This is a genomic window from Rhodococcus sp. GA1, assembly GCF_024321955.1.
In the GTDB taxonomy this organism is placed as follows: domain Bacteria; phylum Actinomycetota; class Actinomycetes; order Mycobacteriales; family Mycobacteriaceae; genus Rhodococcus; species Rhodococcus pyridinivorans.
Window position 1 is genome coordinate 37,707 of record NZ_CP097188.1, and the last position, 18,960, is coordinate 56,666.

Annotated in this window: 16 protein-coding genes; 5 read left to right on the forward strand and 11 right to left on the reverse strand. The window is 64.0% G+C overall.

Annotated elements, in window-relative coordinates:
* Positions 1-12 precede the first annotated feature (12 nt).
* The 3 genes from istA to M3330_RS24225 all read left to right on the forward strand — a co-directional run bounded on the left by istA (position 13) and on the right by M3330_RS24225 (position 2,702).
* The gene (gene istA, locus M3330_RS24215) at positions 13-1,668 is read left to right on the forward strand and encodes an IS21 family transposase (RefSeq protein ID WP_247848311.1); all 1,656 of its coding nucleotides are present in this window, start codon (positions 13-15) and stop codon (positions 1,666-1,668) included.
* Positions 1,665-2,423, forward strand: a complete 759-nt coding sequence (locus tag M3330_RS24220) for an ATP-binding protein (RefSeq protein WP_007633699.1) — start codon at positions 1,665-1,667, stop codon at positions 2,421-2,423. The genes istA and M3330_RS24220 overlap by 4 nt, the downstream gene beginning before the upstream one ends.
* A gap of 111 nt (positions 2,424-2,534) precedes the next feature.
* Complete coding sequence (locus M3330_RS24225) at positions 2,535-2,702, forward strand: hypothetical protein (RefSeq protein WP_255029352.1); 168 nt, start codon at positions 2,535-2,537, stop codon at positions 2,700-2,702.
* A 289-nt stretch (positions 2,703-2,991) separates the two neighbouring features.
* Here the strand turns inward: M3330_RS24225 and M3330_RS24230 are convergent, their stop codons facing one another.
* The 3 genes from M3330_RS24230 to M3330_RS24240 all read right to left on the reverse strand — a co-directional run bounded on the left by M3330_RS24230 (position 2,992) and on the right by M3330_RS24240 (position 10,046).
* Positions 2,992-5,724, reverse strand: coding sequence for a site-specific DNA-methyltransferase (locus M3330_RS24230; protein WP_161995221.1), 2,733 nt, complete (start codon positions 5,722-5,724; stop codon positions 2,992-2,994).
* 14 nt (positions 5,725-5,738) lie between these two features.
* Entirely contained in the window at positions 5,739-8,852 is a 3,114-nt protein-coding gene (locus M3330_RS24235; protein WP_059175164.1) for a BPTD_3080 family restriction endonuclease, read from the reverse strand.
* Between the two features lie 372 nt (positions 8,853-9,224).
* Positions 9,225-10,046 (reverse strand): hypothetical protein, encoded by an 822-nt coding sequence (locus M3330_RS24240; RefSeq protein WP_119699175.1) that lies wholly within the window; start codon positions 10,044-10,046, stop codon positions 9,225-9,227.
* A gap of 886 nt (positions 10,047-10,932) precedes the next feature.
* On the opposite strand from M3330_RS24240, the gene M3330_RS24245 reads away from it, so the two are divergent.
* Together M3330_RS24245 and M3330_RS24250 are read left to right on the forward strand one after the other, a co-directional pair.
* The gene (locus tag M3330_RS24245; RefSeq protein WP_059175162.1) at positions 10,933-11,124 is read left to right on the forward strand and encodes a hypothetical protein; all 192 of its coding nucleotides are present in this window, start codon (positions 10,933-10,935) and stop codon (positions 11,122-11,124) included.
* A gap of 222 nt (positions 11,125-11,346) precedes the next feature.
* Complete coding sequence (locus M3330_RS24250) at positions 11,347-11,532, forward strand: hypothetical protein (RefSeq protein ID WP_119699176.1); 186 nt, start codon at positions 11,347-11,349, stop codon at positions 11,530-11,532.
* 146 nt (positions 11,533-11,678) lie between these two features.
* Here the strand turns inward: M3330_RS24250 and M3330_RS24255 are convergent, their stop codons facing one another.
* The 8 genes from M3330_RS24255 to M3330_RS24290 all read right to left on the reverse strand — a co-directional run bounded on the left by M3330_RS24255 (position 11,679) and on the right by M3330_RS24290 (position 18,648).
* Positions 11,679-13,595, reverse strand: coding sequence for a Fic family protein (locus M3330_RS24255; RefSeq protein WP_119699177.1), 1,917 nt, complete (start codon positions 13,593-13,595; stop codon positions 11,679-11,681).
* Positions 13,592-13,816, reverse strand: coding sequence for a hypothetical protein (locus tag M3330_RS24260; RefSeq protein WP_059175160.1), 225 nt, complete (start codon positions 13,814-13,816; stop codon positions 13,592-13,594). Before M3330_RS24260 ends, M3330_RS24255 begins: the two co-directional genes overlap by 4 nt.
* Positions 13,817-13,881: 65 nt before the next feature.
* Positions 13,882-14,439, reverse strand: coding sequence for a DnaB-like helicase N-terminal domain-containing protein (locus tag M3330_RS24265; RefSeq protein ID WP_119699178.1), 558 nt, complete (start codon positions 14,437-14,439; stop codon positions 13,882-13,884).
* Positions 14,436-14,708, reverse strand: a complete 273-nt coding sequence (locus M3330_RS24270; protein ID WP_059175158.1) for a hypothetical protein — start codon at positions 14,706-14,708, stop codon at positions 14,436-14,438. The genes M3330_RS24265 and M3330_RS24270 overlap by 4 nt, the downstream gene beginning before the upstream one ends.
* Before the next feature lie 266 nt (positions 14,709-14,974).
* Positions 14,975-16,444, reverse strand: coding sequence for a ParB N-terminal domain-containing protein (locus M3330_RS24275; protein ID WP_119699179.1), 1,470 nt, complete (start codon positions 16,442-16,444; stop codon positions 14,975-14,977).
* Positions 16,445-16,592: 148 nt separating this feature from the next.
* The gene (locus tag M3330_RS24280) at positions 16,593-16,817 is read right to left on the reverse strand and encodes a hypothetical protein (protein WP_059175157.1); all 225 of its coding nucleotides are present in this window, start codon (positions 16,815-16,817) and stop codon (positions 16,593-16,595) included.
* Between the two features lie 692 nt (positions 16,818-17,509).
* Entirely contained in the window at positions 17,510-17,851 is a 342-nt protein-coding gene (locus M3330_RS24285) for a hypothetical protein (protein WP_059175156.1), read from the reverse strand.
* Complete coding sequence (locus M3330_RS24290; protein WP_119699180.1) at positions 17,848-18,648, reverse strand: ParA family protein; 801 nt, start codon at positions 18,646-18,648, stop codon at positions 17,848-17,850. The genes M3330_RS24285 and M3330_RS24290 overlap by 4 nt, the downstream gene beginning before the upstream one ends.
* Positions 18,649-18,960: the final 312 nt, after the last annotated feature.

Consider the following 18,960-nt stretch of genomic DNA (forward strand, 5'->3'; position numbering starts at 1 on the left):
CAGGAGGCACGGGTGACTGATTACCGATTGGTGATGTCGCTACTGCTGCAGGACAGGTCCTACCGGGACATCGAGGCGATCGCGGGTTGCTCGCATCGCACTGTCGCGAAGGCGAAGAAGGTCTGCCACGAGCACGGGTTGACCGCCACGAGCCAGGTCGAGGCGCTCAGCGGCGAGGAGATCGACGTCTTGTTCGCAGATGGGCGCAAGACGCCGTCGAAGGAGTTCGTCGCCTTCGACGTGGCGGCGACCGTGAAGAAGCGCACGGGCAAGAACAAGCTGCCGCTGCGGGTGCTGTGGGCCAACTACCTCGACAGCGACGGATCGCCGGGGCAGCGGCACTACAGCTATCAGCGGTTCTGCCAGATCGTCGGCGAGTACGTCGAGGTCAACGAGCTGACGATGCGGATCGCGCACGTGCCCGGGCACACGATGCAGGTCGACTGGGCGGGCACAAAGATGGCGATCTTCGACCCCGTCCTCGGTACCAAGACCACGGTCTCGGTGTTCGTTGCGTCGCTGCCGTACTCGGGGATGGTCTTCGCGTGCGGCTGCGTGGACGAGAAGATGGCGAACTGGCTCGACGCGCACCTGCAGGCCTTCGAGTACTTCGGCGGCGCGGCGCAAGTGATCGTCCCGGACAACGCCTCGACGGCATCGAACCAGATCGCCCGCGGCGACCGGGCCCGCGAGGTCAACCGTGAATACCGTGACTTCCTCGAGTACCACCACACCGCCGCCGTGCCCACTCGGCCGGTGCGCCCGACGGACAAGGGCAACGTCGAGGCCGGGGTGAAGGTGGTGACGAACTGGGTGATCGGACGGCTGGCCGATCGGCGCTTCGCCAGCCTGGACGATCTGAACGAGGCGATCGCCGCCGAGGTGGAGGCGATCAACGACCGGATCCCGTTCCGCGGCCAGAAGACCAGCCGCCGCGAGCTGTTCACCGAGCACGAGCAGTCGGAGCTGATCGCTCTGCCCGAGGTCCGCTGGCAGCCGGTCATCTGGAAGAAGTCCAAGGTCAACCGGGACTATCACGTGGAGATCGCCACGGTGAAGTACTCGGTGCCCTACACCTTCACCGGCCAGCACGTCGACGTGAAGATCACCGGCCCCACACTGGTGGTCATGGCTGGCGGCGAGATCATCGCCTCCCACACCGTCTCCGGTAGGCGGCACGCCTTCGTCACCGATCCCGACCATGTTCCCGCGCAGCATCTGCAGTCATCGGACCTGTGGTCGCGGGCGTATTTCGTGCGCCAGGCCCACAAGATCGGACCGCACACCGTGGCTGCGATCAGTGAGGTCCTGGATCGCCAGCGGATCGAGGCTCAGGGCTACCGTTCGTGCCAGAACATCCTCGCCCTGGCCCGCGGGGACAACAAGATGCTGCTCGAGCGGGCCTGTGGCCAACTCGTCTCCGAGACCTCACGCCGGGCGATCAGCTACACCGCCGTCAAGCAGCAGCTGGCGGCCCTGAGGACCCAGGCCGCCGCCCGGCCCACCACCACGCAGCCGGCGGTGGCGGCTACGACGGACCGGCTGGAGCCGCCGCCGGGTCGGCGAGATACCACCGGGGCGCATCTGGCCGGGCCCGAGCAGTTCAGCCTCGCCGCCCTCACCGGAGGCCCGAGCAGCGGCACTGCGGGGCAGGAGGAGCTGCAGTGACTGATCGTCATCTCACCGACGCCGACATGCCGCTGTTCACGCAGCTGCGGATGACCGCGTTCGGCCAGACCGTCATTGACCTGGCCAACGATCCCGCCTGCGACGAGTGGACCTTCTCGGAGAAGATCTTCCACGCCCTGGACAAAGAGATCACGGCCAGGCAGGAACGCCGGACCCAGAAACTACTCAAGGCCTCCAGATCGCCAAACCCTGACGCCTGCGTAGAAGAGATCCGCTACCTGCCTGACCGCAACGTCAACCGCGAGCTAATCGCACGACTTTCCAGCTGTCAATGGATCGACGCCACTCGCAATCTCGTCGTGCTCGGCCAATCCAGCGTGGGCAAGACCTACCTCGCCCAGGCGCTTCTCAATGCCGCGTGCCGAAAGTACTACACCGCGAGGTTCTTCCGGCTCGACGACCTGGCCAACCGGCTCGCCGTGCTGGAGCCGACCTCGCAGCGCAGGCTGGACTTCCTCACTGATCTGCACAACTGCGACCTGCTAGTGCTGGACGATTTCCTGACCACGCCGGTGGCCCCGCACACCGCGGCGGAGCTGCTCAACATCCTTGCCGCTCGGGAGGGGCGGGGCTCGACGCTGGTGACCTCGCAGTTCGATCCGCCAGATTGGTACAAGTCGCTCCAAGACGCGGTCATCGCCGAATCGATCCTCAACCGGATCGTCGCCGGCGCCGAGATCATCGCCCTCGACGGCCCGAACATGAGACGACACCTCGCCACGGCAACGCCATAGCGGCCCAGCGGTCGGACGGGTGAACTCCGCTATCCGATACCCGTCCGACCGCTACCCGATCATCAGAACCGCGCTTTCCGAAAGGCGTCCCAAACACACCGCGCCCGCACCGTGACTGTCGCGGCGATCATCGACGAGTTCCGCAAGGGCGACGATGCCGACTCGCTGGTGGCGGTGATAGTCACCGAACACGGACGACGGACGCAGACACCCCTCGGCGTCGTCGTGCGCGACGATCTCGCCTCTCTACTCGGCCGACTCCCTGACATAGTCGCGTAAGGATTTCATCACGGCGTAGGACGGCTCAATCCCGATGCCCGAGGAAGGAGTTCGAAGCAGCGATCGCGGCGTTGCGCAACCATGAGCGCCCTGGAAAATCCGAACTCGGATGGGGCCAAGATTCGTGCCGACACGCCGCACCACCCGTCCGCGGCCACCGGCCGCCTCAGCCGGGGGGCCGGAATTCGTGACAATCAACGGCCGAACTGGGGCCTACTCAGGTGACCACACCCAACCTTTGGCATCGACGCTCAGAGGGCGCGATACCTGTCGTCCATCGTGGAGACGACTACTCGACGGCGAAGACCTTCATCACCTCATCGCCGTAGTCATTGATCACCTTCACCGCGACACGTCCAGTGCTCGGCGCCGGGAACGGGCGGGACGTCGTCGAGTACAGCGACTCCCATGCGTCAACGTCGATGTCAGCCTTCAATGCACGTTTCAGTTGTTCGTAGGGCTTGTTCCCGCCAGTGAAGTAGCAGTGTCGGACGAAAAACGACTCAGCGTTGTAGTCGGTATCGATCATCCACAGCGCGATCTGCGAAGTGTCGCTACTGCGTACCTTCCCGGTGTTCGGATCGTAGACGTCCACACCAAGTAGATCCACCACGACCTCGTCGCCGTCACGGCGCAACTCAATGTCCGGCTCGCCGAACACCATGAACATGTTTCCGGATCCCGTCTTCTTGAGCTCGTCACCCATCAATAGATCCGGGTTCATCCGCACAAACAGCACCGGTAGTCGGCCCAGGTTCCGTGAGGCTGCGACCTCGGCGAAGTCGTCGGTCTTCTCCAGATCTCCGCCCCCGTCTGCCGTCTTCACCCCGCTTGCTGCGGGGTCGAACGCGAATGCCAGCACAGCGAGGACATCAATATCTGAGGCTGCGAGCGCCTCTCGTGCTGCATCCTTCACGAACCGGGGAGATACCGTCCCGTATTGCGGACCCAGCGCCAACCCCACCCTGAGCGGCGCAGCACTGCTGTCATCCACGACTTGAGTAGCAACGGCCTGAATGAACTGTCCTGGATATGCCTCGGGCGTCTCGAGTTTCATGCGTTCCGACTTACGGCCGTTCTGGATGCCGGCCGCCGCGAGGTTCGCAAGAATCATCTGCTCGAACGACTCGTCGTTCGTTACTTCGTCACCGAGCTCGTACTGCTTACTCGTAGAGGCTTTAGTAGCGGCTTGGTCTGGACTGTCAAACGAGGTAGAACGGTGCGGCGACAACGACTCGACCGTGAACGGGCCCGCCACTCGCACCTTTCTGTTGTCTTCGTAGGGTCGGTCGTAGAGAAGTTCTTGGTCCGCATGGCGCGCGATTGTCTTGTCAATTTCGGCTTGCGTCATGCCCTCAACCAAGTCGGGATTGTTAGCGATCGATCGCAGCATGACGTGGGGGATGCGTTCGTAGACAAATCCATGACGGATGTCGTTAGTTGCAGGTGCCGTTGGGGCCGAGTGGGCCGACAACTCAAATTCCTTGCGACGACCGGCATCTGAATCGCTGAGTAGAAAGTACGGATACTTCGCTGCCATCAGGCGCTGTCGGGCAATCGCTACTGCGACACGGGAAGTATCGATGGTGATCCATCTACGACCGTACTGCTCGGCAACTGTCGCTGTAGTACCTGAGCCGCATGTTGGGTCAAGAACCAGGTCGCCGGGGTCGGTGCTCATTAGCAAACACCGCTCGATCACCTTGTTCGCAGTCTGGACTACGTAGAGCTTGTCCCCGCCGAACTGGTTCTGCCCGACAGTATCAGTCCACATATTGACCAGGGGATACGCCGGGAAGTCGTCCAAGTAGCGGATATACCCCAGGTTCTTTCCAGTACCTGCATGTACCCGGCCAGCGAGGATGAGTCGCTTCATGCCCTCTTCACTGGTTTTCCAAACGTTCGGGTGTGGCTGGTATGTACGGCCGTTGATAGTTACTGGGTAGCGCGTCTTGTCCACACCGGATGAGGATGTGAGATTGTCTACCCCGAAAATCCGCGCTCCGTCCGGCAATGGTCCGCCGTTCTTCTCATCCTTGGAGAGCGGCCGAGAAGTACCGTCTGCGAGTCGCACACTTGTGTAGAGGCTCCCGCCTTCCTGGCCAGCTCTCTTCTCTTTCCACAATGCGCGGTACTTCACCCGCTCCTTATCCTTCGCGTACCACAGGACGAAATCTGCGACGCTGGGAATGCTGCGCAGCTCGCCAGGGCTTCCCGCACCGGTTGTCTTCTGGACCACGATGGTCGAGTAATAGTTGTCCCGTCCGAATACCTCGTCGAGAAGACCGCGCACCATGTGCAGGTTCTCCTCGCTGATCTGGACGAATACGGAACCGGATTCGGTGAGGAGATCATGTGCCGCGACCAGACGGTCGCGGAGATACGACAGGTACGAGTTGATCCCGTACTCCCAAGTGTCACGGAAAGCCTTGATCATCTCTGCGTCACGCGTGACGTGTTGGACCTTACCGTCGGTTACCGACCGGTTACGAGCCGAGCTCTGGAAGTTGGAGCCGAACTTGATGCCATACGGCGGGTCAATGTAGACCATCTGAACTTTGCCACGTAGGTTTTCGCGTTCGGCGAGGGAACCCATGACCTGAAGAGAGTCGCCGAGGATCATGCGGTTGGACCAGTTCGCGGAGTGGCGATAGAAGTCGACGGCATCGTATTCGTCGAGACCGTCGAAAACATCGAACATCGTCAGTTCAGGCTCGAGTTGACCGCCCTTTGCGGTCTGGCGAAGGTTTTCGACTAGGACGCGTGGATCAATCTTCTCCTGGATGAAGATCGGTGGAGCATCGATCTCAAGGTCGCGCGAGTCCTGCTCGTCCTTGCCCTTCCACACCAGCTGTGGATCCAGCGAGGTGTCCCGCGGATAGAGGAGGGTCCGAGGTGCCTCGATCTCGGGGGTGACGAACTCGTGGGCGTCGGCAGTCGGCAGGTTGGTGCGCTTGTCGCCGTGCTTAATCCTCTCGACCGGCGTCGGGCCCTTCGATGTAGGAGCCTTGCGTGCATTCATAGTTCGGGCTCCGTTCAGATGGTGAGCTGGTCGGGTGTGGACAGGTCTTCAGGGATCGGAGTGTCCGCGTAGAGAAGTTCGATGGCCTGGGTCAACGTGTGCTTGATACCTGCCATCGAGCGAATCTCCACGTAGCCCCAGCGACCTAGCTCGCCGTGGTTATTGACCGCGGGCACCCAGGTGTTGCGCGCGGTGTCTGCTTTGGCCTTCGTCGGTCCGGCCGCCTTTTGGCCGCCGGACACCTCAATGATGAGAGTCCGGGTGTGCGGATCCCAGTCCCGTGGTGCGAGGCGTACCAGGAAATCCGGATAGTACTCGGCAGGCTTGCCCTTAAACACGTACGGGATCGCGAACCCAATATGATCATTCTTCACGTACGAGAGCACTTGCTCAGTCATGTCCTCAAGAGTCTCGGCCACGGTCTTCTCCCACTGGTTGGCGCCGCCTGCACGGGCAGGGTCGAGGACTACATGGGATACGGGAGAACGATCGGTTTCAAGGACCGGCTTACGGGTCTGGAAGTAAACGTTGTCGGTCGAGCCGATCGGTCGGAACTCGCGCAAAACAGGCCGAAGCCAGGTGATGCGTTTGTCCTCGTCCTGCTCGGTGAGCGCCTGGTAGATGTGCTCGGCGGCCTCAACCAAGCGTTCGGTGGTTTGAAGGATCTCACCGATGTGGCGACCCGCTTCGACCACAACGCAGTCGCGAAGCCAGGTGCGGCACAGTTCAACGATGCCACCAAACAGCCACGGTCGACGCGAGTTGTCTTCAGCAGTCAGTTGGCGGGCGATCAGGGTTTCGGCGAGCTTGTAGGCGACGGTCTGTGCCCTGATGCTTCGGGTGTCCCTGCCTTCAATGACAACGGATTCGCCGACCAGTCCGGAGGTTTCGGTCCATGTCGGGACCGTTGAGGCAGAGAGCAGGTAGGTCGGCGCATTCGCCGTGTCGATCGTCGGTGGCAAGTCCGGCTGCTCAACTCGGTAGCCCTGCACGTGTGGGAACGTGATCTTGCGCAGCTCCCGCTCAGGTTTGGTGTACACCTCCACAGCAGGCGGGGCTGGCGGACTGTCGACCACGGTGCCGTCAGATGGAATAAACGCAAACGGGATGCCATAGACGTTGGCGTACTCGACGTCGAACATGCCTTGGTCATTGAGTGCATAGGAGCGGCGTCGCAGACCGCGACCGACAACCTGCTCACACAGCAGCTGCGACCGGAACGGCCGGATCCCGAGGACATGAGTGACGTTGTTGGCGTCCCAGCCTTCGGTGAGCATTGACACCGACACCACACACCGCACATCGGCACCGAGTTTGCCCCGCTTACCAACTGTGTTGAGCACTTCGCGGAGCAGCTCCTCGTTGGTGATTGCATCCGCGTTCGCACCGGGATAACGCAGCCGGTACTCAGTTTTGAATGCGTCGATCTCTGCGGCCGCCGCTGTAGTGAAATCACTTGTGAATGCCTCGCCGGATTCGATGGTCTTCGAATCGATGAGCAGCGACACAGGACGCGAGTAGGGACGATCCCCTTCTCCGTTGGCGAACAACGGCAGGTTCCCTGCCCGGTAGTGGTCGCGTTCGTTGTCGTCATCAGCGACGGTGACAGTTCCAGCGATCCACTGATAGATCAACTTCGAAACCAGAGTGTTTGAGCACACCACAATGAACACAGGCGGCGGCTCACCAAGATGCTGCATGTGTTTCTGCCAGTGCACGAACGCCTTCTCGTAGTCGGCATACAGCGATTCGAGTGCTCCTTGGACCACCGGCGGCGGCATCCACGTCTCGGGGTTGATCCTCTTATCGGTGTTGCGGGCCGGCAGGGGCGGATCGATGTTGTCCCACAGATTCAGATAAGCGACGGTGTTGGTAGAGGCGTCGTCATTGATAGGGGTGCGCGGTACCTTCACCAACCCGGATTCGATGGCGTCCATCAGTGAAAAGTCCGACGCGACCCACGGAAAGATGAATCCCTCCGGCCACCCAGAACCAGTGAGGTAGAACGGAGTAGCGGACAGGTCGTAAATCGTCTTGATGCCGACCTTATTCGCAACGGACTCCAGGCCACGGAACCAGGTCCTGGCCGCCTCGGTGGCCTCCTCGACCTCGGACTTCTCCAGCGCAGAGAGCTTCTTGACCTGCGCCGCGTCCTCGTCACTGGCACGGTCGACATAGCAGTGGTGGGCTTCGTCATTGAAAACGACGATCTCGGAAAGCTTGCCCTTGCCGGCGAACCCTCGCAACACCCGCGAGACCATCTGATCAGGGGTCTCTTTGAACGGGTCGATGCTCTTATCCGCGTTAAGAAGCTTCCGTGTGTTCTTCGCGACGCCCTTAATCTCTTTGGTGTCGCGCAGCTGAAGCTGGTGGTAATTGATGATCCGGACTTCTGCCTGTCCGAGTGCATGCTGCAGATCCGGCGGTACCAGATCGCGTTGGTCGTAGTAGTTATCCGCCGCGGACGGTTGCAGAACCTGAAGCCTGTCCCTGATAGTCACGCCCGGGGCGACGATCAGAAACCGTTTGGAAAAGCGGCCGTCGCGGGGACTATGGACCTTGTTGATGGTGTTCCAGGCAATGAGCATGCCCATCACGACGGTCTTTCCGGCACCAGTAGCGAGTTTGAGGGCAACACGAGGTAGTCCATGATTGTGTTCAGCGTTGACATCGTCGAAACGAGTGCGCCAGTCGGCATTACCAGACCGGCCGGCAACTTCAGCGAGGTAGATGGCGGTCTCGGCGGCCTCACGCTGAGCGAAGAGCACCCGGTTCTCCTTGGCAGGATTCGACCAGTGCTCAAGGAGTTTGCGGGTGTACGGAGTGACCGTCGGATAGCCGCGTATCCGCCACAGCCCAACCTCGCGACGCAGCGAATTGATCAGGTCGTTCGCTTCGCGGCGCTCGCCCGTGATGTCTAGATCCAGTGACTGTTGTTCCGAGCGGGAGACCGACATTGCCGCCGCCGGTGTTGCGCCCTTCTTCGCTTTGGCAATCGGGACGAACGACTCTGAGGGGCGGCGCCCATCAAGAATCTTCCCGGTCGGGCCTTGCTGTCCGAGCTCATGGTGACGGCTGGGCAGTTCGTACGGATCGTTGAGGATCGGGTGGGCGATGGTCTCGCTCATGCCGACCGATCCCCCGAGCTGCTGTGCTTTCGCATCGACCGTCACATCCCCTCGTTCGGCGCCCACGGGGCGTTACCCACAAAAATTCAATAGACAGGGACCGCAGAATCCCAACAGCAAGGCAGATTACCGGCAGCACAGCAGGTAACAGTCATACCGCTGGTAGACACGCAAGCTCGCTCGCCCCTCTCCACCTGACGTAAGAGCCGATACCGTCCGTGACAGCCCGGAGGCGCGAGGCGTGTCCGAGTGGGGTTGGGACGTCCTACCGGAGTCCGTGTCACGGATGATGCCGGTGTCGGGTTTCAGGCCCCTCGAACCTCGAGGTCCGCAGCTCTCGCAGCCGGGCAGTACATGGAGCCGGCTGGGGGTTCACGGGCCGGCCGGGGGCGTGCGCAGGTCCTGGAGTTCGGCGCGCAGTTCGGCAACACGTTCGCGGGCGGCTTCGGCTTGCGCGTGTGCGGCGGCGGCGTCGGCGCGGGCGGTCTCGGCGCGGTCGCGTTCGGCTGCCGCCGCGGTGCGGGCGGCGGTGAGTTCAGCTTCGAGCCGCCGGGTGTGTTCGGCTGCGGCGGCCGCCGCGGCGTCTTTCTCGGCGATCACTCGGGTCAGCCGCTCGCGGTGCTCGTCGAGCTGCCCGGTGAGCAGCTCGATCCGGTGCTCGAGGCCGAGGATCTGCTCTCGGTGGGTCGATGCGGCCTGATCGAGCTGCTGCTGCCAGCGGTCCTGCGCCGCGGCGTGGTCGGCCCGGGCTGCGGTGAGCTGGGCGAGGGCCTCGGTGGCCTCGGCGTCGGCGGCCGTGGCGGCGGCATCGGCGTCGGCGCGTTCGGTGCGAGCGGTGTCGAGTTCGTCCCGCAGTGCCGCGATCTCGGCTGCGGCGTCGGCCCGGACCTTGTCGGCATCGGCCTGCACGCGCCGCAGCTGTGCATCGATCGCCGCCGGATCGGCGAGCAGATCGGTCGCGGTGGTGATCGACGACGCGATCGTCGTCAGCGTCTCGAGCATCGCCTGGGCTTCGCGGCGTAGCAGTGGTACCGCGTCGGCGAGGGTGCCGATCGCCTCGACCGGATCGGTCGGCAGCGCATCCTGTTGTTGCTGGGCGCGGGCCTTGTCTTTCTGGCGCTGCCGCCAGGCCCGTACCCGCTCGGCGTCGGTGGCGTATTCGCGGCGCCGTCCCCCTCTGGCTTCCTCGGCCATGACCTCGCCCTCCCGACCCGATGACGTTCCGTATCCAGCATCGTAACACCATTCGTAACGTACGTATCATGATACGTACGTTACGAATGGTGGGGATCGATGCTCCGACCAGAACATCGGCCCCTGCCGTCGGCGCACCTCCCGGAGGCTTCCGCGCCCCCGGGCACCTCGTCGACTGCTCCCTCCACCATGGACCGGGGGGCCGCGGTGGTCACCGGCGATGTCATCGTCGCGAGGACGCGGGTGGCAGCCTGGTCGATCCCCGGTCGTTCGAGGGGCAGGACGGTGCCGGCGGACCCACTTCCCCCCCGCCTCATGGACGGCAGGGACCGCGGCCGAGGCGGGTGTGCAGGCCGGTGCGAAGGTGCCCGGTATCGGAGGTTCTCCCGCTCTCGACGCTGGGTTTCCTGCGGAAAGATGCGGCAGGCCGATGCTTCCCGAAGTCCGCTCTCGCGTCCCTCCGTCGACCTGCCGCCCACCGACCATAACGCCCGAGTCGAACACATGTGCGAAAATCTGCGGTGTGGTGTCCTACGAACGCGCACCGAAACGGTGCCCGCACGGGCCACCGACTGGGACCCCACCGGGTGGTCGTGGGTGGACACCGTGCACCTGCGCGACAGCCCTGCGCCCCTCGGGAGCGACCGGACACCGCACCTATCTGTGCACCCGTCTGCGATGCGGAAATCCTCGTTCCGCCCCATACGGGGCCACCGTTCTCCGGGGTGCAGTGGCCCGCCCAGACAGACGCAGGAGCCGCCGCGACCCGGCTCGGGAGGCGAGCGAGCCGGCCGGATCGCAGACGCGGCGACCCACCAGGATCCAGAACATTTAGCTTCGCTGAAATTGTGGTGTGAACTGGGAAAACGACACGTCCCGTTCTGTCGTGTCGATCGGAGACAGCACCACCATGAAGCCTGGCGATCAGGTGAAGGTCAGCACACGCGGCACGTTCGTGTTCACCGTCAAAGACATCGATGAGGACACCGGCCTGGCCATGATCGAGGTCGACGCCGACAGCCCGCTCACGTATCCGTGGCCGGCGCGTCTGACCGATCTCGTGGCCGTCGAGAACTGACTCCGAAAGTTCCTTCCTCCTGCCGGTCGCTCTCGCTTCACCCGTTTGGTGCCGATACGCCCTTCCGCTACGGTGACCGCTGCAATCCCACGAGTTCCCCGACAGGTGAGTGATTCCCTGACGGGTCGAAGGATGGTCCCCGGCGCCCTCCGCCGGGGACCATCGCCTTTCTGTTGCCGGGCTGTGCGTGCAGCGGACGACACCGTGGCTACTCTCGGCGGCGTGGAGGACAGGACGCGAGCGATCGGCGACGCCGCCGATGCGATGACCGACGATGACCTCGAGACCGCAATTGCGGCGCTGCACGCCCGTGAGCGGGAACTTCTCGTCGCCGGGGACAGCGAGGAGGCGTTCGATCTGATGAGTACGAAGTTCGTTCTGCTCTCCACGTTGGAAGGTCGGCGGTAGCCGGATCTCGTACTGATTCGGTTTTTTCTTCATTTCTGTCTGCTGCGGTATTCGTTGAGCGGTCTGTGGAGCAGATTCGCAGAGTGCCACTGCGCGCGGCTGACGTATCTCTCTCGGCTACCCGACACCTTCACGCCTCGTAGGCCCTATAGCTGCGGCCCGAGGTGCAGATCGGGTGTGGGTGGTTGGTGTTCATGCATGGCCGGAGGTCGGCTGTTCGGTTGTGGTGGTGTGTGGTGCACCTGCGGTGGTCCGTGGAGGGCCTTCACTGTTGAGAGCGGGCCCTGCTCCTCCCCCACCTCGTCGGCATGCGTGAGATTCCGGTGCGGCTCGCCGTCGGCGGGATTCGGTTTCGCTTCCTCTGGGGCATCGTCGGTCCTGGTCGACGTGGCGTGACGGGGTTCCTCGTCCGCCTGGATTGCGGTGGTCAGCGGCTCGTAGGTCTCGTTGCGTTCCGGGGAATTCTCCAGCAGGGCGTAGCTGCGGTGGGCCAGCACATCCCAGTGCCTCTCGTACCGTTGCGCGGCGTCGACGGTGCCGAGGTCCGGGGCGGCGGCGGGGAGCTCAGTGGTGGTGGCGCGGGCGAGTTCGGCGGCGAAGGCTTCCCTGCCGGCAACTCGCATGGCGTCCTCGAGGGCAGGGTCCGGTTCGATGCCTTCGGGGGGATCGTCGTGGTAGTTCGCTGCGTGGGTGGCGGCACGGAGCGCTTCGGGGTCGATGGTGCGCCAGTCGATCGTGCGGTCGGGGCGGTCGTGGACGAGCTGGTCGGTCATGAGTACGACGGCGACTGACTGGACGCCTTCGGTTTCCTCCTGGATGGCGGCAATGTGGCGTCCGAGCTGGTGGGGGTCGGTGAGGGTGTCCTCGTCCGGGGCGGCGATCACCGGGCTGGTGTAGGCGGGAGTGTCGCTGATGATCGGCATGAAGTCGGTGTGCAGCTCACGGTGGATGACACTTGCGTGTAGTTCGCTGCCGTCACCGGTGATTTCGCGGTGGGCGAGGTAGTCGGCGGTTCGTAGTGCCAACTCCCAGGTGATGAGGCGGCGCAGCCGGGCGGGGTCGCGCTCGTCGAAGGCGTTGACCGGGGCTCCGGTGTCGTAGCGCATGGTGTTTTTGCCTGCTGCGGGGTCGAACAGGTCCTTGTAGCGGTGGTTCGGCTCGGGTAGTGCTGCGGCGGCGCGTTCGGCGGCGAGGGTGGAGGTGCCCTCGAGGATCCGGCGTACGGCGGCATCGTGTTCGGGGCCGTAGTCGGTGCGTTCGGCCAGGTTCAGGCCGATGCGGACCAGGGCGTGAGCGTTGTCGAGTTCGGCTCCGCTCAAGGATCGCTCTCGGGTTACCTCGCGAAATGTCTCAGTGGCGGTGTAGGTGCCACTGCGGTCGCGGTCGTAGTCGCGCATCATCGCCAGGTGGCTGACCAGGGAAAAAACGGGTCGGCCGGGCGCAGGCTCGATGGGTGCGTAGCCGGTGGCCGGCACGACGGCGGGCGCGAGGACATCGGCGAGCAGTCTGGGGTCTCCGCTCTCCGCGGTGACGTAGCGGGCTGCGGACAATGCAGCGAGATCGACGCGATCGGTGTCGATCACCCATCCGGCCTTGATGGCGACGCGCCGGAACAGCTCGAATTGGCTTCGAGAATTTCCGTCGGGGAAGGGATGGATTTCCGTCATGCGTGCCCAGTAGTCGGCGAGGCGGCTGACGAAGGTGCGGTGATCGAGTCCGGTCAGGTTGTTCTCGTCGGCGAGGTCGGCGAACAGTTCCTCGACGTCGGTGGCGGCGTCCTCCGGGCTCGAGTGCGTGATCGGAAGGTTCCCCTGCGTGGTGGCCACGGTCTTGTACTGGCCGGCCCATGAGTACACGCGATACAAACCGCGCCGGTGGATCTCTCGCAGGAAATCGCCGGTGAACTTCTCGGGCGATGGGACCTGCGCGAACTCGTACATCCCAGCCGCGAAGGCTCGGTCCTCGATGCGTTCGAGTAGGCGTGCATCGGTGATGCCGAGAAGGTTGATTCGGACGTCGGTTCCGGGGATGTAGCCCTCGGATTCGGCGGCCGATGCGGTCACTCCGCGTCCTCGCTGTGCGGGAGGAGCTCGTTGATCAGATCGTCGAGCGTTTCACCGGCCTCGAGCCTGTCGATGATTGTGCAGGGGTCTTCGATGTCGAACTTGCCTGCCATTGCGTTGGCAGCGCGGATGTTCTGGGCAATGTGGTTCTTGAGAGCTTCTTCGCCGTGTGGGGCGAATATCTCTCGGAGTGTCTGATCGTGGTTTTCCTTGTCGGTCATGGTTTCCCCCTCGCGAGCGTCGGACTGTCAGAGCGGAGGCAGGCTCCCCTCCCCCATCGCCATGTCTACTTGATGTTTCCGACGGTAGGCGTAGCGCCGATACGGGCGCGAACGTGCTCGAGCCGGCGGGTGGCGGTGCGTTGAGTGCGACCGATGGCGACCATGTGGTCGAACAGGTCGTGCTCGGGCAGGGTTTCGGCGGCTTCGGTGATGGCGGCTCCGGCGGTGCGAAAGCTGCGGCGGTAAGCGGCGCTGATGACGGCATGGGCGTAGTAGGGCGCGGCGGTGGGGTCGGCACCGGCGGTGGTGGCGGCGGTCAGGGCGTAGGCGAGTCGGCGGCCGTGGTGACTGGCGAGCTGGCCGTGGCGCTCAAGGTGGGCCAGGACCATTGCGGGGTCGTGGGGTTGGCCGGTGCTCATCAGTGCGGCGATGGCGTCGAACAATTCGGCGTGGAGTGGCTGGTGGAAGTCGTCGGTGGTGAGCAGGTCCACGATGCCGGCGGCCGCGGCGCGGGTGGAGAACAGCAGCGCGCACAGCAGCAGGGTTTCAGTGTCGGCGTCTGGGGGCGCGCACTCGTCGGCGCTGAGGTAGCGGTCGAGATCGGTCTGGTCGGTTACGGTCATGCGCTGATCCGTTCGTCGAGGGCGTCGGCGATGTCGAGCACGGGAGTCGGGTCGGGGTGGCCGATGGCCGAATGGCCGATGACGGCGCGAGCGATGACGCTTCCGTCGATGGTGATGGTGACTGCGCTACCGGCGGGCGCACCGTAAGCGAGCGCGAGCGTGCGCGCTGCTTCGGCGGCGTCGGAGGCGGCGGCCGCGAGGGTGAAGGTGCAGCCAGAATCGGAGCGCGCGACGGTGGGCGCGGCCAGCGTGACGGTCCAGACGATCATTGCGACGCTCCTTCGGCTCGACGGGGTTTACCCAGGCACTCGTCCATTGTCGCTTAATTGACATGCTTTGTGAAGCCTTTTCGATGATTTTTACATGATTTTATGGTTGTTTTTTGATTCTTTTGTGATGAATAGATGAGGGCCGTGCCAGAGCTGTCGACCGGGGTTCGATGCCCCGGTCGACGGCCATGCGTGCCGGAGGCCGGCACCCGGCGAGTGGTCCGGCCCGGTGGGCGGCCGATACGACCGGCCCACCGGAAGGGGCGTTACTGCTCGTCGAGGGGGTCGAGTCCGGCGGCGCGGCGCTCGATGTCGGCGAGGGTGTAGCCCTGGGCTTCGACGGCGCGCAGGTAGAACTGCGACAGGTCGGTGGGCTTGCGCCAGTGCTCGACGCCGACCTGGGACTCGAGGGCGATGAGGATGTGGGCGCGCAGCAGGACCAGGGCGCGGGGGTCGGTGGCGCTGGCGAGCTTCGCGAGAGTGTCGGACGTGGGGAGCATCTGTTCGGCCAGGGTGCGGGCGTGATAGGCGGCGGGGATCTGGGGCCACTTCCTCAGCACTGTTGCCATGAATGAGGCGGTGCCCTTGGGGGCGGTCTTGCGGGTGGTCTGCTGGGCGATCCACTTGCGGCGGACCTCGGTGGCGGCTCGCCATTCGCGGTTGTTCTCGATCACTTCGCGCCGCTGAGCTGCGCGGTCCTCGGCACTCTGTTCCTGTTCGGACTCGGCGGGGCGGCGGTGTCCCCACCAGGTGCGCCAGGGGGTGTCTTCGATATTGACGACGTGCCAGTACAGCGTGGTCTCGTGGTCTTCGACGACGTTCTCGCGGGGAATCATCCAGTCTTCGCGGGCATCGCCGTCGGGCAGCTCGTCCACGATGAAATCCGGGTCGATCTCGTCGCCGCTCTCGCGGTCGAAATAGGTGGTGCAGCTGTAGACGTACAGCCCGAGGTGTCCGAGGGCGGCGACTTCTTCGATGGCGGGCGTGTTGCCTTCTTCGTCGGTGACGCGCTCGACCAGATGGCTGGTCCCCTCCCCCACTCGCTCGTGAAGAGCACCGAGCGGCACGGCGGCGATGGAGTGTTCTGCGAGGTACGCCTCGGCGCGGGCCAGTGCGGCGTTGCGTTCGGTGCGGCGCAACCGTTCGGCGGAGAGTGCGTGGTCGAGTCGTCCGCTGCCGATGGCCCACTCGATGCGGCGGACGGCGGCGGGATCGTCGTTGAACTCGGCGAGGGCGGCGGCTTGTTCGATGGTCAGCTCGCCTCGTTGCACAGCGTCGCGCTGGTCGGTGTCGCGCAGGGTCAGGGCCGCCTCGACCTCGGTGCGGGGCGCCTTGGTGCGACGGGCGATCTTGGTGGAGGTGAGTCCGTGGTCGGCCAGGGTCTCGAACAGTGCCAGGCGCTCGCCGTTGGTGATCGCGGCGCGGTGTTCGTTCTCGCTCCACTGGGTGACGAGGCGTTCGACGGCAGCGGCGGTGCCATCGCCTTCGTCGCCGACGATGAGGGCGGGGATCTGCGCCAGTCCGGCCTCGAGGGCTGCGGCGGTGCGGCGGTGGCCGGTGAGCACGCGCAGGGGTCCGGCGGCGGTGCGGCACACGGTGATGGGGGTCAGAACTCCTTGCTCTGCGATCGACTCGCGGAAGGCATCGGTCAGGCGCAGGTCATGGCGGATGTTGGAGTCGGTGAGCAGGTCAGCGGGGTCGAGGGTGGCGAATTCGGCGGTGCTTCCGTTGTTCATGACTCAAGTTTACATCTGTTTTGATGCTTTTTCGATGTTTGTTTGGTTCTTTTCTCGTGCTTTTCTGGTGACTGCTGTCACACTTTTTACGCTCTGAGCTGGGGTTTCCATGCAATGACAGCGGCCCCGCCGGGGCGGGGCCGTTGGTTCAGTCTTCTATGCGGTCGTGGACGGGCAGGATCATGGATCGGTGGCCGAGATACCGTTCGGACAGCTCGCCCAGTCTCGAGTCGGAGGTTCCGGCGTAGTTGCCTCCGAACATCACCACTCGCCCCGACTCGGTGAGTTCGTACCGACGATGGTCGGCGTTCCATTCGACTCCGACCAGAGCGGCATGGCTGCCTTCGATGAAGGCGTAGCGGCGAACCTGCACGGCGACGGTGGGGCTGATCTGCTCGCGGCCGCCGACGTGGCTTCGCGCTCCGTGGGGGTGCAGCCGGATGGCAGTGGCGCGATGCGGCCCGTGCGGGCGCGGCGCTCGTCGAGGACGCCGACCAGAAGAAGGGTGTCGGCGGCGGCGCTGATACCGCCGTTGGTGCAGTCGCCGTTGCGGTGGGCGCGGTAGACATCGAGCAGGAGACCGGCGGGGCGATGGTTCGTTCTCGTGGTTGTTCATGACTCTAATTTACATCTGTTTTGATGATTTTTAGATGTTTCGTTGGTGCTTGCCTGGTGCTTTTCTGGTGATGCTGGTCACATGCTTTTAGGTTCTGACCTGCGGTTTTGCGGGTGTAGCGGGGTGGTTCGGTGGCGGTGGTGGAGCGGGTACCTCGGTCGGTCGATGCAGCCCTGGTGAACCGGGCGCGGCGGCTGCCGGGCAAGGGCGGGTTTTCCCTTGCTCGGTGGTCGACGGGCCCGGTAGGGCCGTGGTGTGGCGACCGGGCGCGGTACACGCGCAGCAGCGGGAACCTCGGGAGGAAGGGACAGGGGTCCGGGGGCGGAGCCCCCGGTCGGTAGAACGATGCGAGTCGGGCCGGGAGTTTCTGTGCCCGTAGGCGGGACCCCGCATAAACCGAAGGCCCCGACCAGGAGGTCGGGGCCTTCAACGGTTGGACTGCGGGGCGGTCAGTCCTCGTCGGTGCTGTCGTTCTTGCTGCCTCGGGCTTTGCGCCGGCGCACCTTCTCCACCTCGGGGAAGGGCTCGCCGCCGTTGTATTCCTCTTCGAGCTTGCGGGTGTACTCGGCGATGGCGGCCTCGATGAAGCTGTTGAGACTGCCGTGCGCGCCGGGGTAGACACCGCGCAGACCCTTTTGAGCGTTGGTCGCAGCGTCGATGACGGATTCGGCGAGGGTGAACGTGCGCCGGGTCAAGATGGGCTGCTGCACGATCTTCTTCGGTGCTGCGGCCCGTGCCGGGACCTTCTCGTCGGGAGCTTCGGCGTCGAACATGCTGCGGATGTCGCTCATGACTTCTTCCTTTGGGTAATGGTGGTGGCCAGGTCGTCATAGACCCAGAGGTGACGCCAACCGTCCTTCGTGTCGGCGAGGGATACCCCGTCGTTGACGGCCCTCTTGATCGGCTCGGCGGATCGGACGCTGCCGAGGACGGGGATGCCGGCCTCGGTGAATTGGGTGGTCCAGGCGCGAGCGAGGACCGTTCCGGACTGCACCTTGTTGAGGATGGTGCCGCGGACCCACAGATTGCTGTTGTGCCGCTTCTTGATGCTCTGGGCGTACGAGGTCACGCCCTGCATGGCCGCGATGCTGAAATCATGCGCTTCGTTGAGGACGATGAGCTGGTCAGCGGCCACGAGCGCGCACATCTCGAGGGCATTTCGCGTGGGGGAGCAGTCGACAAGGATGTAGTCGTAGCGGTCACGGATCGGCTCGAGTGATTCCCGCAGGACGTGGGGGCCTTCGATGGGATCGTTGGTGATGTTCTTCTCGGCACCGATGAGGTGGGCCGCGTTCGCTGGGGCGGCGATGAGGTCGACGCCGGGGCGCACTGCGTCGAGGATCGCCTCGGCGGCAGGCTTTCGGGTCTCCGGGTCTATATCGACGATGTGGTCGGCGGTCACCTTCGCTGCGGCGCGGAGGTCGGGCTGCAACTTGGTGAGGGTGTGGGTGAGGTTGCCGGAGGGATCAAGGTCGACCAGGAGCACCTTCGCGCCGGCACGGGCGAGAGCTTCACCGACGTTGAGCACGGTGGTGGTCTTGCCCACCCCGCCCTTCTCGTTGCCGATCAGAATGATTTTCGAACTCATGGCCTCCCTTTCTTGATGCAAGAATACATCACTTATGATTCATAAAACGTGCTTTTCTGGTTCTTATCGGATGGCAGTTTCGTGACTGGCGCGGACTGGGTGGTGTTGCATCTGTTCAGGTGCGGTTTTCATGTCAGTGGTGGATGGAACGGCGACGGCCAGGGCTCGATGCCCTGGCCGTCGGCCACCGCTGCCACTGGGGTGGGGTGGTGGGTTGAATCTGGTTGCGTTCGCGGGGTTTCCAGCCCTGGCGGCTGGTGCGTGACGCTAGCCAACATCCAACACTATCGGTGGCGCTCGTGCACAGGGGGC

Coding starts and splice junctions, on each gene's coding strand:
- M3330_RS24230 (WP_161995221.1), bottom strand. CDS start 5,724: ATGAATGCACGCAAGGCTCCTACATCGAAGGGCCCGACGCCGGTCGAG.
- M3330_RS24235 (WP_059175164.1), bottom strand. CDS start 8,852: ATGAGCGAGACCATCGCCCACCCGATCCTCAACGATCCGTACGAACTG.
- M3330_RS24240 (WP_119699175.1), bottom strand. CDS start 10,046: ATGGCCGAGGAAGCCAGAGGGGGACGGCGCCGCGAATACGCCACCGAC.
- M3330_RS24260 (WP_059175160.1), bottom strand. CDS start 13,816: ATGACCGACAAGGAAAACCACGATCAGACACTCCGAGAGATATTCGCC.
- M3330_RS24265 (WP_119699178.1), bottom strand. CDS start 14,439: ATGACCGTAACCGACCAGACCGATCTCGACCGCTACCTCAGCGCCGAC.
- M3330_RS24270 (WP_059175158.1), bottom strand. CDS start 14,708: ATGATCGTCTGGACCGTCACGCTGGCCGCGCCCACCGTCGCGCGCTCC.
- M3330_RS24275 (WP_119699179.1), bottom strand. CDS start 16,444: ATGAACAACGGAAGCACCGCCGAATTCGCCACCCTCGACCCCGCTGAC.
- M3330_RS24285 (WP_059175156.1), bottom strand. CDS start 17,851: ATGAGCGACATCCGCAGCATGTTCGACGCCGAAGCTCCCGACGAGAAG.
- M3330_RS24290 (WP_119699180.1), bottom strand. CDS start 18,648: ATGAGTTCGAAAATCATTCTGATCGGCAACGAGAAGGGCGGGGTGGGC.